Below are 13,078 nucleotides of genomic sequence, written 5' to 3'. Positions count from 1 at the left end.
GGGCTCCTTTGTAGGGTGCGAACACGCATTCGCGTTCCAGACAGATACACCTCACAGTAGCGCGCGTCCCGCCCGGTGCCGCACGTTTGACGGCGCACTTTAAGGCGAATTACGTGGCGGTTCCCAGCGACGCGCGCGCGACTGAGCCCGCGAGGTTCCCGCGCGGCTCGACGGCAATGGACCCGAGCCCAAGCCACCCGGCCATGAGTCTCAACTCTGCCCCGACGGCCTGTGCGATCTCGTCGTCGCTACGCCTGCGCGCCCCCGGCACCGCGTGCTCCTCGCGCCATGAGGCCAGTACCCGCAGCGTGCCCGTCGCGCGGTCGGCCTTGAGGTCGAACCTCCCGACTATCTGGTCGCCCAGCAGGAACGGCAGCGTGTAGTACCCGTGGACCCGCTTGGCGGCAGGGGTGTAGATCTCTATCCGGTAGGTCATCCCGAACATGCGCTCCAGCCGCGGCCGGTACCAGCACACGGGGTCGAAGGGGCTCAGGAGTGCGGCGCCGGTGGCGCGACCGGGGTCCGTAGCGCGTTGCGCGAGCAGCGCGGGCTCGGACCACCCTTCGACCTCGACCCACGAGGCGACCCCCCGCGCCACGGCATCGGCCGCGTGCAGTGCTGCGGCGCCCGGCTTGAGCCGGAAGTGGTCGGCGACGTCCTTGGCGGTGCTGATGCCAACGGCCCGTATCGCGTGGTCGAACAGCGCCTGACGAGCGCTCGCGGGCGGCAGCCCCCAGTCGCCCACGTCGGCGGCGGCCACCCCCCATCCGCGAGTGGTCGCGTCGTACGCGCGCCGAAAATGGTCGCGCCGGGTGGCCGCGACCTTGCCGGTGATGAACAGGTGCTCGAGCGCCCACTTCACCTGACTCTGATCCCACCAGGCGCCGCGCACTCCCTCGCGCGGAGACAGGTGGTCCAGGTCGCCCGCGGTGTACGGGCCGGAGGCCTCGACCGCGGCGCGCACCTCGGCGATGAGCCCGGGGTGGGCAGCCTCAATACGGGCCTCGGATCTGGACCCCCACGCCCCGACGTCGGTCATCTTGACGTGCATCGCGGGCAGGAGTTCGAGGGGCGAGACCGACGCCTCGTGCCCCCAGTGCTCGAACGCGTGCGCCGAGTGCCCGTGCCGCTCGCCCCACAGGAACTGGTCCAGCGCGTCGCGGTCGTATGCGCCGTAGCGCGAGAACATCGGCAGGTAGTGGGCGCGGGCCAGCACGTTGACGCTGTCGAGCTGCAGTACGCCCTGTCTGCGCAGGTACTCGCCGAATTGGGCGTCCCCCACCTGAGCACCGCCGCGTTTGCGCGCCAGCCCCTGGGCCTGCAGGAAGACGCGGCGAGCCTGCGCCGCGCTCAGCGACCCGCCCGCTTTCAAGGGCACGCGGGGCGTGGCCCCGGCCCCGGCATCGGCGCCCAATGATGGTGTCATTTTGCTACCCTAATGGCGGCGCCGGACACGGCGCACAGGCGAGTCTTGGACGCGATTTCACTCCTACGGCATTTGGCGTGTATTCTTGTCCGGCTTGCCCCGATAGCTCAGTCGGTAGAGCGTTTCCATGGTAAGGAAAAGGTCCAGGGTTCGATTCCCTGTCGGGGCTCAGATTGATGGTTGCCGCCGCTTGCATTTGCAGGCGGCGGCGCACGTCTTTCATGGCGGGGTAGCTCAGCTGGTTAGAGCGCACGACTCATAATCGTGAGGTCGGGGGTTCGAGTCCCCCCCTCGCTACGCACAAGAGATTTAAGTACAAAGGATTCGCCGGCTGTCGGCGGGTGCTGAAAACACAAGGCTGGGAGACAAACATGGCCAAGAATGACGTTCGCCCGAAGATCACGCTCGCGTGCACCGAGTGCAAGAACCGTAACTACATCACGCGTAAGAACCGTCGCAACACGCCTGACCGTGTAGAGCTCTCGAAGTTCTGCCCCAAGTGTGGCAAGCACACCGCGCACCGCGAGACGCGCTAAATAGTCTTCAATCCTTTCAAGACGCCCGTTCCCTCATTCGAGGGGGCGGGCGTTTTGCGTTTCCGGGTCTAGATGGCGGCCGATGCCGGGGCGAGGTTTCCGCCCCGCGGCGAGCCTGCGCGCCACCGGGCTCCGCGTGGAACACTGAGCGCGTGCACAATACCGAGCCGGATTCGCCTGCCCCTGACGGTCTTGAGTTAACCGCGGCGTCGGAGCCCTCGCGGGCTGTCGCCGCGCAGGTCGACACGGAAGGCGCGCGCGAGCGGCGCTGGTCGATGGGGCGCAAGACATTGCTTGTCCTCGCCGCGCTCGCGTTCGCGGCCGTGCTGATCCCAGTGTTGGCGCGGTTGCTCGGCATTGAGTCCGGCCCGCTGGCCATCGCGGTGTCGCTGATGCCGTGGGTGACGGTGGCGTGCGTGGTGCCGGTGGTGCTCTCCCTGGCGGCGCGGGCGTGGTGGCTGGTCGCCGCATCGGCCGCCGTGTTGGCACTCTGCGTTTACTGGGCCGTCCCGATGTTCACCGCGCAGCAGGCGTTGGGCGAGGAGGTCCTGACCGTCGCGTCGATCAACCTCACGTACGGCGGCGCTGACGCCGATGCGGTGGTGGCGCTGGTGAAGCAACGGGGCATTGACGTGCTCGCCGCCCAGGAGGTCACGCCGGAGGCCGTCGAGGCGCTCCGGGTCGCCGGACTGGACGACCTCTTGCCGTTCTCGGAGGTCGCGGCTGAGCCGGGGATCACCGGGACCGCGCTGTGGTCGCGTACCCCGCTGGCCGACGCGCAGACGCTGGAGCGCTCGAGCGAGGTCGAGGCGCTGGGCGGTTACGTATCGCAGGCGGTGCGCGGGGATATCGAGGTCGACGGAGACACCGTGACGGTATTCGCCCTGCACCCCGCGGCTCCGGGCCCCACCGTGCACGCGAGTTGGGAAGCTGACCTGGAGCGTCTCACCCAAGAACTTGCCCGGCAGAGCGAACCCACGTTGGTGCTCGGCGACTTCAACACCACCCGGGATCACCGGGCCTTCAGGGACATTGAGGCGCTCGGATTCGCCGATGCGGCGGACCAGGCCGGTGCAGGATTCCTGCCCACGTTCCCCGAGGGGCGCGGGCCGTGGCCGTTCGTGGCGATCGACCACGCGCTCGTGGGGCACACGGACCTGGTCGCGACCTCGGTCGAGACCGCGACAGTGGCGGGGGCGGACCACCGAGCGCTGGTGGTCACCTACTCGCAGCGGTGAGCCTCGCCGAAAAGATGCTCCACCAGTTGTGGAGCGCATCGTCCGTTCATTAAAGTGGGACTCGACGTCGACGTCCAAACAAGGGGATCCATCATGGCTAATCAGCCTGACCGCCACGCGCGCACCATGCTTCCGATTCCGGACCGGCCCAAGCCGGGACTGACTACCTACGACGCGAAGGACCCCGACACGGCGTTCCCGCCGATCGAGCCGCTGATGCCCCCAGAGGGAGCGCCCAACGTACTCGTGGTACTCCTCGACGACGTCGGCTTCGGCGCGTCGAGCGCCTTCGGCGGACCCTGCGACACGCCCGCCACCGAGAAACTCGCGGCCGGCGGACTCAAGTACAACCGCTTCCACACCACCGCGCTATGCGCACCCACGCGCGCCGCCCTGCTGTCCGGCCGCAACCACCACTCGATGGGCATGGGCAGCATCACCGAGACGGCCACCTCCGCGCCGGGTAACAGCTCGCTGCGCCCGAACACCAAGGCGCCGCTCGCGATGACCCTCAAGCTCAACGGGTACTCGACGGCACAATTTGGCAAGTGCCACGAGGTGCCGGTCTGGCAGACCTCGCCGATGGGCCCGTTCGACGGCTGGCCCTCCGCCGGTGGAGGCTTCGAGAAGTTCTACGGCTTCATTGGCGGCGAGAACAACCAGTACGACCCCGCGCTGTACGACGGCACGACTCCGGTCGAGCCGCCGTCCACCCCGGAGGAGGGTTACCACCTCACCGAGGACCTCACCGACCACGCGATCACCTGGATTCGCACGCAGAAGTCGCTGATGCCCGACCGCCCGTTCTTCGCCTACTTCGCGCCCGGCGCGACGCACGCCCCGCACCACGTCCCCAAGGAGTGGGCGGACAAGTACGCGGGCAAGTTCGACGCCGGTTGGGACGCGCAGCGCGAGACCACCTTCGCCCGCCAGCAGGAGATGGGGATCATTCCCGCGGACGCGAAGCTCACCCCCCGCCACGACGAGATTCCGGCGTGGGACGACATGCCTGATGAGCTCAAGCCGGTGCTGGCGCGTCAGATGGAGGTCTACGCGGGCTTCCTCGAGCACACGGATTATCACGTGGGGCGCCTTTTCGACGCCATCGAGGACCTGGGCGTGATGGACAACACCATCATCTACTTCATCCTCGGTGACAACGGGGCCTCCGCGGAGGGAACCGTCAACGGCGCGTTCAACGAGATGGCCAACTTCAACGGCATGGCCGCGCTGGAGACGCCGGAGTTCCTGAACTCGAAGATGGACGAGCTGGGCTCGGAGAGCTCGTACAACCACTACGCCGTCGGTTGGGCGTGGGCGATGAACTCGCCCCTGCAGTGGACCAAGCAGGTGGCCTCGCACTGGGGCGGCACCCGCAACGGAACCATCGTGCATTGGCCCAAGGGCATCAAGGAGAAGGGTGGCCAGCGCACTCAGTTCACCCACGTGATCGACTTCGCGCCGACCATCCTCGAGGCGGCCGGCCTGCCGGAGCCGACCATGGTCAACGGCGTGCAGCAGTCGCCCATCGAGGGCACCAGCATGCTCTACAGCTTCAACGAGCCCGAGGCGCCCGAGCGGCACGACCTGCAGTACTTCGAGATGTTCGGCAACCGCGGAATCTACTTCAAGGGCTGGAGCGCCGTCACTAAGCACCGCACGCCATGGGAAATGGTGGGCGCTGACCTGGCGGCCTTCGACGACGACGTCTGGGAGCTGTACGACGGCACCAAGGACTGGAGTCAGGCGAACGACTTGTCGGCCCAGATGCCGCAGAAGCTGCACGAGCTGCAGCGACTGTGGCTGATCGAGGCGACCAAGTACAACGTGCTCCCCATCGACGATCGCGGCGCCGAGCGGCTCAACCCCGATATCTCCGGCAGGCCCCAACTCATCAAGGGAACGAGGCAGCGGTTCTTCCCCGGCATGGGCAGGCTCTCCGAGAGCAGCGTGCTCAACATCAAGAACAAGTCGTTCTCGGTGACCGCCGAGGTGCACATCCCCGAGGGCGGCGCTTCTGGCGTGCTCATCGCGCAGGGCGGCCGGTTCGGTGGGTGGACGCTGTTCGTCAAGGAGGGCAAGGCCAAGTTCGTGTACAACGTGCTGGGCATCCACTCCTTCCCGGTCGAGGCTGACACTGAGATCCCTGCCGGCAAGCACCAGGTGCGCATGGAGTTCGCCTACGACGGCGGGGGACTCGCCAAGGGCGGAGACGTCACGCTCTACTACGACGGCGAAGCCGTGGGCACCGGCCGAGTGGCGGCCACCCAGCCGATGATCTTCTCAGCCGACGAGACCACCGACATCGGCTACGAGTCGGGCACCATGGTGTCGCCCGACTACACCGGGCCGACGAGCAAGTTCCGCGGCAAGATCGAGTGGGTCCAGATCGACCTCGGCGAGGACAACCACGACCACATGATCGATCCTCAGGAGCGTCTGCGGATCGCAATGGCGCAGCAGTAGGCCGGTTGAGTCTCGAATAGCGTGGCCGACGCCCCCAGCGACTTCGCCGGGGGCGTCGGCATGCCACCTCGGCTCGCGGGCCCATTCTCAGAGAGAGGCAAGTTCGCTAGGCTGGGCGCATGCCCGTGAACCCAGATGCAGTTGGCCGCCAGTACGGCCCGTCCGAGGCCTACGAGGTGACGCGCGTGAAAATCCGCGAGTTCGCCGATGCGGTCGACGCGAGGTCCTTCGCTCACCGCGACGTGGCCGCCGCCCGCGCGGAGGGCTACGACGACCTTGTCGCCCCCACCACCTTTGCGGTGCTCATCTCGCAGCGCGCGGAATTCCACGTGGTGGTTGACCCCGAGGTGGGCGTTGACTTCACCAAGGTGGTGCACGCCGACGAGCGTTTCACCCACCACCGGCCCATCGTGGCCGGCGACGTGATCGCGACCACAGTCCACATCGACAAGATCACCCAGCGCAGCGGCATCTCCATGGTGACCACGCGCGCCGAGTTGGCCGATGCCGACGGAAACCCCGTGACCACGGTGCTGTCCACCCTGGCCGTGCGAGAGGACGCCTGATGAGCGACGAGAACCGCCCTTCCTTTGACGGTCTCGAGGTCGGCGCAGTAGTCGCCGAGCGCGAGGTTGAACTCACCCGCGACACCCTGGTGCGCTACGCGGGCGCCTCCGGCGACTTCAACCCCATTCACTACAACGACGTGATGGCCGAGTCCGTGGGGCTGCCGGGCGTCATCGCGCACGGCATGCTCACCATGGGCGCGGCCGCATCGGTCGTCGAGGAGTGGGCCGGACCCGGCAACGTGGCGGACTTCCAGACCCGCTTCACGCGCCCCATCCCGGTGCCGAACCCCGGCGTCGCGACGGTCAGCGTCACCGCCAAGGTCGGCGCGCTCGACGAGGAACTACGCACCGCGCGCATCGACGTCGTGGTGGACTTCGACGGCGTGAAGGTGCTGGGCAAGGCGCAAGCCATCGTCCCCTGCGCCTAGGCCCCACGCACCGCGACTTACGTCCGGATCACCGGTCGGGGTTGACGCGCCCGATCGTATTGCCCTCGCGGTACTCGAGCGGCGTGAACGCGGGCGTGGGGGTCTCGCCCGCGAGCAGCGACTTGACCTCCGCGGCGAGCGCGTGGCCCTTCTTCTCGCCGTCCTGCTTGACTGTGGTGAGCTCGACGGGGGACAGCCAGGGAAGGTCGAGACCGTCGAAACCGGTGATGGACACGTCCTGCGGCACGCGGATGTCGAGCTCGCGCGCGGCGAGTAGCACGCCGGCGGCGAGCTGGTCGGACTGCACGACGATGGCCGTGGGGCGGGAATCGTGGGTCAGCGCGAGGTGGCCGGCTGCGATGCCCTCCTCCACCAGCGACTCGCGCGCGCTGACGATGACGCACGGCTCGATGCCGGCGTCCTCGAAAGCGTGTAGGCGGCGCTGGGTGGGGGCCCAGGCCGACTCGCGGTAGTCCTCCAGGGTGCGCAACGCCGTGTCCAGTCGAGGCGCGATGGGCAGGGTTACCGTTCCGATGCGCTCGTGGCCAAGGGCTTGAAGCCGCGTGATGAGGTCGACCGTCGCCGCACCATCGTCGATGGTTACCACGCCGCCGCCGGCGGGCGGCTCGCCGTCCATGACGACGATGGAGATGCCGCGCCTGCGCAGGATCTCGAGCGCGGGCTCGTCGTGGTCGCGCATGCGCAGCAGCACTGCCGCATCCATCGGCGCGGTCTCGAGTAGCGAGTTTTCCTCGGGGATCCCCGAGGGCGACGTCAGCAGCAGGACTCCCAGGCCCATTTCGCCCAGGTCGGAGATGAGCCCGTCCATGATCTGCAGGATCAGCGGCGCGCGGAAGGCCAACGTGAGGGAGTCGTGGATGACTACGCCGACCACGTGCGATCGGCCGGAGCGCAGCGCCCGGCCAGCTGCGGACGGGCCGCCGTACTCGATGTCGGCCGCCGCCTTCTCGACGCGCGCCTTCATCTCCGGGGAGATGGGCCCCGCGCCCGAGTAGCTGAGCGAGACAGTGGACAGCGAAACGCCAGCCTTCGCCGCAACATCGGCCATGGTTGGCCGGCCGTTCTTCGCCATTGAATGCCTCCGTGTAGTGGTGCTTCGCTTAGACTATCGGTGAACGAGGCACCTGGCGCCACTGATTTACGGGGCGCGCCGCGGTACCGCCGACGTCGCACTTGTGCTGACGAGCGTGCGAGCGGGAGGGCCTCCAGGAACAGGAAACATGGCTCTCACACTCGGGTTCGCGCCCACCTCAGCACCGTCTACGAGTCGCGTCCGCCAGGCACGCGTCGGGGTGCTGTTGACGTTCGCGCTCATGGGCATGGTGTTGTCGACGTTCCTGTCGCGGGTGCCGACCATCCGCGACCTGCTGGACGTGGACGCCAGCGGGCTCGCCAACCTGATCATCTTTGGCGCCGTGGGCGCGCTCGCCGGACTGCTGGTGACCGGCTGGGCGGCCGCGAAGTGGGGAACCCGCGCGCTGCTGCTGTGGTCGAGCATGGTCGGGATGCTCGGCATGCTGGGCGAGGCGTTTGGCCCGGCCGAGGGCTCGAAGGTGCTCTTCGCGGCCGGCTTCTTCCTGGTGAGCTTCAGCTTCGCGTTCACCAACGTCGCGATGAACACCGAGGCCGCGGAGGTTGAGCGGCACATGGGCAAGCCCGTGATGTCGCAGTTCCACGCCGGATTCTCCGTCGGGATGGCGCTCGGACTCGCGCTCGGTGCGATCATGTCCCACCTGGGCGTGCCGGTGCAGTGGCACTTCACCGTAGTGATGCTGGCCATCACGGCGGTGCGCATCAGTGTGGCGGGCATGGCCGCGATCAACGGCGTGCCGGATCCCGATGCCCCGCCCGCCGCACTCGGCGGACCATTTGCCACCGCCAAGGCCGAATACAAGAACAAGCGCATCGTGCTGATCGGCGTGATCGTGTTCGCCGCGTCGATGGCGGAGATGACGGCCGCGCAGTGGATGGCGCTCGCGGTAGTCGACGACTTCGGCAAGCCGGAGTCGATGGGCGACCTGATGTACTGGACGTTCGTCATCTCCATGGTGACCGTCCGCTGGCTGGGCGCGCCCATCATCGGGCGCCTGGGACGGGTGGTGTCCCTGCGCACCGCCGCAGTCTCCATCACGATCGGGGTGTTGCTGTTCGCGTTCACGCCCGTGTTCTGGCTGGTGCCCGTGGCCGCGCTGTTCTGGGGCGTGGGGTGCGCGCTCGGTGTGCCCATCGCCTTCAGCGCCGCCGCGGACGAGCCCAAACGCGCCGCGGCCGCCGTAGCCGCCGTCGCGTCCTTCTCTACCGTGTCTGGGCTGCTGGTGCCGCAGGCCATCGGCCACCTCGCGGGCTGGGTACCCCTGCGTGAGGCGATGCTGCTGGTGATACTCGCCGCTGCGACTACCTTTGTGCTCGCGCGTGCCGTCCGCCGGGACGGGAAACTGTTCCGCAGTCGGCGCGCGATGGAACGGAGCGTCGGTTCCGCGGTGCTTCACAGCGACGAGGCCGCTACCGGGGTCGGAGTCACGGGCGACTGGGAGCCACGGGAGCCGAGCGTCGGCCGGCCACGCGGAGACTCGACGACCCGATCCTAGCCAGCCGCGGCATCGGCGCCGGATACGCTTGCGCCATGACTCAACGCGCGACGACCCAACTGGCGGACCTCACCACACTGCGGGTGGGCGGCGCCGCGGGCGCGCTCGTCGACGCGAACTCGGAGTCCGAGTTCATCGACGCGGTACGGACCGCGGACGCCACCCAGACGCCGCTCTTGGTCCTGGGCGGCGGCTCGAACATTCTGGTGTCGGACGACGGCTTTTGCGGCACGGTGGTGCGCGACGACCGCCACGACCTGAGCATCCAGGACGACGGCGCGTGCGGCGGGGTCTCCATCACCGTCAGCGCGGGCATGCCCTGGGACGACGTGGTGGCGCGCGCGGTCGAGGAGGGCTGGGTTGGTCTCGAGGCACTGTCGGGGATTCCCGGCTCCACGGGCGCGACGCCGGTACAGAACGTGGGCGCGTACGGCGCGGAGGTCGCGGACTGGACCGCGCTGGTGCGTACGTGGGACCGCCACGAGAATCGTGTGCGTTCGCTCGCGCGGGTGGACTGCGAGTTTGGCTACCGCGACTCGCTGCTGAAGCGCACCATGCGCGGACTGGGCCCCGACGGCCACCTGTGGCACCCCACTCCCAGGTACGTGGTCCTGGACGTGACGTTCCAGATGCGCTTCGGGACGCTGTCTTCCCCGATCCGGTACGCGCAGCTCGCTCAGGCACTCGGGATCGAGCTGGGCCAGCGCGCGCCGATGGTCGACGTGCGCACCGCGGTGCTGGAGCTGCGAGGGTCCAAGGGCATGGTGCTGGACAGTGACGACTTCGACACGTGGAGCGCGGGCTCGTTCTTCACTAACCCCATACTGAATGCGGCCGCAGCGGCGGCGCTGCCAGCCGACGCCCCGCGCTACCCGGCGGGCGACGCCCACCCCGAGGGGTCCATCAAGGCCAGCGCGGCGTGGCTGATCGAGAACGCCGGCTATGGCAGGGGCTTCGCGCTCGCGGACCATGCCGGGGCCAGCCTGTCGACCAAGCACACCCTGGCGCTGACCAACCGAGGCAACGCCAGCGCGGCGGACGTCGTGGCGCTCGCGCGGGCCATCAGGCAGGGCGTGCGCGACGCGTTTGGCGTGAACCTGGTGCCCGAGCCGGTCACGCTCGGCGTCGACCTCTAACCAGCTCAGCGCCACCCGCGTCTACGTCCGCACCGTAAAACGCCCTCGCGCATTCGCGCTCGTGCGTAAGCCCGCTCGAACAGTGTCGATTTACGGTGCGGACGTAGTAAGCAGAACGGCCCCCACCCCGCGAGGGATGAGGGCCGTCGTGACAAACGCGGACTACTCGGTGGCGATCGCCTGCAGGATGTCCAGCTTGGATGCTCGCCAGGCCGGCCAGATCGCTGCGACCACTCCGGCGATCGCGGCCAGGACCGTGTAGATCACGAGCCAGAACCACGGCACCGTGACGCCGTCGAAGCCCAGGTCCTGAAGCGCGAGCACCAACGCGGCGCCGAGCCCCACTCCCAGGATCATCCCGAGTATCGCGCCGAAGATGGCCATCACCATCGACTCCAGCGTGATCATCCTCCATACAGACCGCCGGCGCAGGCCGACCGCCCTCAGGAGGCCGATCTCGCGGGTGCGCTCGGTGACCGACAGCAGCAGCGTGTTGGCCACGCCCAGGATCGCGATCACGAGTGCCGAGCCGAGCAGCGCGGAGATGATGCCGAGCAGCAGGTCGATGAACTGGTTGGCGAACTGCGCCAACTGGTCGGGCGACTGCAGCAGCACCGTCGGGTAGTCGGTCGCGAGCTCCTCCTCGAGGGTGCTCTGCAGCCCCTCGATGTCGGCGCCCGGGTCAGCCGAGATCAGCAGCTGGGAGACAGGTACGTCGCCCAGCAGCTCCTCTCCCGTGGCCCAGTCGACGTTGAAGTCGCCGCCGTTCTCGTCGTTGAAGAGCCCGGTGACCTCGAGGTCCTGCGAAGAGCCGCTGCCGGTGAGGGTGACGGTGTCGCCCACCCCGACGCCGAGGTCCTGGATGGCGACGCTGATGTAGGTGCCGCCGCCCACCTCGGTGATGGCGGGCTCGGTCTCGAACGAGATCAGGTCGCTCGAGGCGTCCACGTCGATTACCGCGAGCGAGCTCGAGGTGCCGTCGTATTGGACCTCGCCGATCCCGACACGAGCGACCTGGTCCACACCATCGGTGCCGGAGATCAGGTCGATCGCTCCCACGGGGATTCCGGTCCCAGCGGTATCGATGGCGAAGTAGTCGGCCGACGTGGCGTCGAACTGCGCGGTCACGACTGACTTGAGCGACTCGGTGAACGTCGCCACGAGCGCGAGCAGCATGACTCCGATCATCAGCGCTGCAGCGGTGTTCGCGCTGCGACGCGGCTCGCGACGGATGTTGTTCGCCGCGAGCTTGCCATCCACCTTGAACATGCTGGTGAGCACACCGCGCAGCCCGTAGGCGATTGGCACGAGCAACTGCGCGGCCAGGAGCGTGATGCCCAGCACGAGCAGCACCGCGCCCGCGCCCACGTAGATGTAGGGCCGGTCGAAGTCGCCGTACAGGCCAAGGAAGATCGCGCCAAGCGCCACCACTGACATGGCCGTACCGACGATGTTGCGGGTACGCAACGGCTTCTTTGACTCCGTCGCGGACTCGCGCAGCGCCTCCATGGGGGAGATGCGCGAGGCGTGAATCGCGGGTGCCAGGGCGGACGCGAGCGTCACAAGGATGCCCAGGCCGTACGCCCACGCGATGGCGTCGGGCGGCAGCGTCAGGACGCCAAAGATGTCGCCGACGAACAGCTTGGTAATCCCGGTGATGGCCAGCGCGAGCAGGTAGCCAAGCACCAGGCCGATGGTCGAGGCGACCAGCGCCACCACCAGCGCCTCCATCAGGATCATGCGGCGCACCTGTTTGCCGGTGACTCCCACGGCGCGCAGCAAGCCAAACTCGCGGGTGCGCTGAGTCACGATGATGCGGAACGTGTTGACGATGATGTAAGCGCCAACGAACAGTGAGATGAGCGCGAACGCGATGGCGAAGATGTCGACGTACTGCAGCACGCTGTTGAGGGCGTCGACGGACTCCGCCGCCTTGTCCTCGCCAGAGATGGCGCGGGTGCCGTCGGGAAGCTCCTCCCCGATGGCGGTCGCGACCGCAGCGGGGTCGGCGCCCTCGGCGGCGAACACGTTGATGGTCTCGTAGCCGGGAACGTCGCCGTTGAACGCGTGGACGTCGTCGGTGCTCATCCAGACGAACTTCGCGCCAAACGAGATGCCGCCCTCGAGTTCGACGGATCCCACCACGGTGTAGTCGGACGCGCCGTTCTCTCCGGCGATGGTGACGTCGTCGCCGAGCGCGTAGCCGGAGTCGAAGGTGGCCGAGTCGAGCACCACCTCGCCTGGCTGGGTCGGAGCGGAGCCGGTGAGGACCGCGCCGCCGTCGATGTCGGCGTTGGCGTTCCAGTTCTGCACGAACGTGGGGGGGCCGGGCTGGCTCGCCGTGGCATCGGCGCTGACGAGAGCGCCCTGACCTGTGACGACCCCGAAGGCCTGCGCGACGCCGTCAGTGGCCTCGATGGCCTCGAGGTCGGCGTCGCTGAGGGGCTGCTCGTCCAAGGGGACGAGCACATCGGAGTTCGGGTCGGCCTCGACCACCACGTCGATGCTCGAGTACGCCGAGGAGAACAGGTTGGAGAACCCGGACGACAGCGAGTTGGTGAAGATCTGCGTGGCGGCGACGAGCGAGACGCCCAGCGCGACCGCGACTGCGGTGAGGATCAGCCGCTTGGGGCTGTGTTTAAGTGACTTTAGTGCGAGACGGAACATGGA

The 13,078-nt window shown here is 68.0% G+C and carries 10 protein-coding genes and 2 tRNA genes; 9 read left to right on the top strand and 3 right to left on the bottom strand.

The features are described from left to right. Window positions 1–109: 109 nt before the first annotated feature. Window positions 110–1,426, bottom strand: a complete 1,317-nt coding sequence (locus ACQU6B_RS11860; protein WP_430867750.1) for a winged helix-turn-helix domain-containing protein — start codon at window positions 1,424–1,426, stop codon at window positions 110–112. 96 nt (window positions 1,427–1,522) lie between these two features. Between ACQU6B_RS11860 and ACQU6B_RS11855 the strand changes: the two genes are divergently transcribed. The 7 genes from ACQU6B_RS11855 to ACQU6B_RS11825 all read left to right on the top strand — a co-directional run bounded on the left by ACQU6B_RS11855 (window position 1,523) and on the right by ACQU6B_RS11825 (window position 6,663). After that, window positions 1,523–1,595: transfer RNA gene (locus ACQU6B_RS11855), tRNA-Thr, on the top strand. 54 nt (window positions 1,596–1,649) lie between these two features. Next, window positions 1,650–1,723 (top strand) — tRNA-Met (locus ACQU6B_RS11850). Window positions 1,724–1,797: 74 nt separating this feature from the next. Next, complete coding sequence (rpmG, locus tag ACQU6B_RS11845; protein WP_061963497.1) at window positions 1,798–1,962, top strand: 50S ribosomal protein L33; 165 nt, start codon at window positions 1,798–1,800, stop codon at window positions 1,960–1,962. A 152-nt stretch (window positions 1,963–2,114) separates the two neighbouring features. Continuing rightward, complete coding sequence (locus ACQU6B_RS11840) at window positions 2,115–3,200, top strand: endonuclease/exonuclease/phosphatase family protein (RefSeq protein ID WP_430867749.1); 1,086 nt, start codon at window positions 2,115–2,117, stop codon at window positions 3,198–3,200. A 93-nt stretch (window positions 3,201–3,293) separates the two neighbouring features. Beyond that, window positions 3,294–5,666 carry an arylsulfatase gene (locus ACQU6B_RS11835; RefSeq protein WP_430867748.1) on the top strand — a complete coding sequence of 791 codons (2,373 nt, stop codon included), beginning with the start codon at window positions 3,294–3,296 and terminating at the stop codon, window positions 5,664–5,666. A 119-nt stretch (window positions 5,667–5,785) separates the two neighbouring features. Next, window positions 5,786–6,232, top strand: coding sequence for an FAS1-like dehydratase domain-containing protein (locus ACQU6B_RS11830; RefSeq protein ID WP_430867747.1), 447 nt, complete (start codon window positions 5,786–5,788; stop codon window positions 6,230–6,232). Then, window positions 6,232–6,663, top strand: coding sequence for a MaoC family dehydratase (locus ACQU6B_RS11825; protein WP_430867746.1), 432 nt, complete (start codon window positions 6,232–6,234; stop codon window positions 6,661–6,663). The genes ACQU6B_RS11830 and ACQU6B_RS11825 overlap by 1 nt, the downstream gene beginning before the upstream one ends. A gap of 28 nt (window positions 6,664–6,691) precedes the next feature. Here ACQU6B_RS11825 and ACQU6B_RS11820 read toward each other — a convergent pair whose 3' ends face one another. Continuing rightward, complete coding sequence (locus ACQU6B_RS11820; RefSeq protein ID WP_430867745.1) at window positions 6,692–7,756, bottom strand: LacI family DNA-binding transcriptional regulator; 1,065 nt, start codon at window positions 7,754–7,756, stop codon at window positions 6,692–6,694. 148 nt (window positions 7,757–7,904) lie between these two features. Here ACQU6B_RS11820 and ACQU6B_RS11815 point away from each other — a divergent pair, with 148 nt between their 5' ends. Together ACQU6B_RS11815 and ACQU6B_RS11810 are read left to right on the top strand one after the other, a co-directional pair. Then, window positions 7,905–9,272, top strand: coding sequence for an MFS transporter (locus tag ACQU6B_RS11815; RefSeq protein ID WP_430867744.1), 1,368 nt, complete (start codon window positions 7,905–7,907; stop codon window positions 9,270–9,272). Between the two features lie 35 nt (window positions 9,273–9,307). Further along, window positions 9,308–10,408, top strand: a complete 1,101-nt coding sequence (locus ACQU6B_RS11810) for a UDP-N-acetylmuramate dehydrogenase (protein ID WP_430867743.1) — start codon at window positions 9,308–9,310, stop codon at window positions 10,406–10,408. Between the two features lie 162 nt (window positions 10,409–10,570). Here the strand turns inward: ACQU6B_RS11810 and ACQU6B_RS11805 are convergent, their stop codons facing one another. Continuing rightward, entirely contained in the window at window positions 10,571–13,075 is a 2,505-nt protein-coding gene (locus tag ACQU6B_RS11805) for an ABC transporter permease (protein ID WP_430867742.1), read from the bottom strand. Window positions 13,076–13,078 lie beyond the last annotated feature (3 nt).

Origin of the sequence: Demequina aurantiaca (genome assembly GCF_050598105.1) — a bacterium.
In the GTDB taxonomy this organism is placed as follows: domain Bacteria; phylum Actinomycetota; class Actinomycetes; order Actinomycetales; family Demequinaceae; genus Demequina; species Demequina aurantiaca_A.
This window is presented reverse-complemented; position numbering and strand designations above follow the sequence as displayed.